Below are 1,037 nucleotides of genomic sequence, written 5' to 3'. Positions count from 1 at the left end.
GGAGATGTTGCGGTTAATACGGTTTGCAAGCAGTGAATGAAGGAAAGATGAAGCTGAAATGCTTCTTCCACACCCCGATGCAGAGCTTTGGCCGTCGAAATGCACTTCAAACGAAATTCACTTATAAAGTTCATTCAAATAGGCCGCGACCCGAACCCCAGCTTGCATAAGACGTGTGTCTAAAGCCTCATTTTGCTGGAAGGCGTAAGTGTAACCCAAACGAGTGTCTGCAGGATAGATTGTGTCGCGCAAGGCGGCGCTCTCCGCCACCCACACCAAAGGATCAGGATTTGCCCAGTCTTTCAGGTTTTGCGGGGTGATGCGGCGGCTCAACCAAGCCGTCATCTCGGTATAGGACAATTGCTGGCGATCAATCAGATTGCCATCCCAAACCGCGTGCAGATTGGTATCCTCGCGGCCAAACTGAACCTTCACGTCATTGCCGCCGCGATCGGTGCCATTGCCGACGTGAAGCGGCTGGTGCAAATCACCAATATTATGGATGGTAAATCGTAAGGCCAATTGCTTATCCGCTAGGCGGGCATTTGGATCGCGCAACGTGACGGCAAAGCTTTTCAAGGCGCTAACCGCATCGCCTTCGGGTGGTGCACCAATTTCTGCATAGGTCTTGCCAGCGGGAATTGTCACATAATGCCAAGGGTTGGCTGTCTTCTGCCAGAATACTTCCGGGCTAGAGCGCATTTCATCTGGCCAAGTCGAGGCTTCGGCCAACGACTCTGTGCCCAACACGGCTTTTACCGCTTTTGCGGCCTTTTTTGACAAGAGAGGCTCACCAATGGCCCCGGTCACCCGATGCCCATTTTGCCCCCAAGCCCATGCGGGCGAGCTACTTAGGAATATCAACATAGCGACCAAAAACGCACGCATCCACATACCTCTAACCCGTGCGACGCCGAAGACCACCCTGCATCGCCTAACTCGATTTTAGGGGGTGCATGGGACGGCTTCAAGCCAATCACAGGTCAATACATGGCTGTTGCTGTCAATTCCTGTTAAAGAGCGCTTCGAAGTTTTGC

The 1,037-nt window shown here is 52.7% G+C and carries 1 protein-coding gene; it reads right to left on the bottom strand.

Annotated elements, in window-relative coordinates; genetic code table 11:
- Positions 1-117: 117 nt before the first annotated feature.
- Entirely contained in the window at positions 118-888 is a 771-nt protein-coding gene (locus tag ACOVRA_RS13910; RefSeq protein ID WP_421720826.1) for a S1/P1 nuclease, read from the bottom strand.
- Positions 889-1,037 lie beyond the last annotated feature (149 nt).

Source organism: Aquidulcibacter sp. (assembly GCF_049239865.1).
Classification (GTDB): Bacteria; Pseudomonadota; Alphaproteobacteria; order Caulobacterales; family Aquidulcibacteraceae; genus Aquidulcibacter.
The sequence above is the reverse complement of the archived record's forward strand: the minus strand, read 5'-3'. Positions and strand labels throughout refer to the sequence as shown.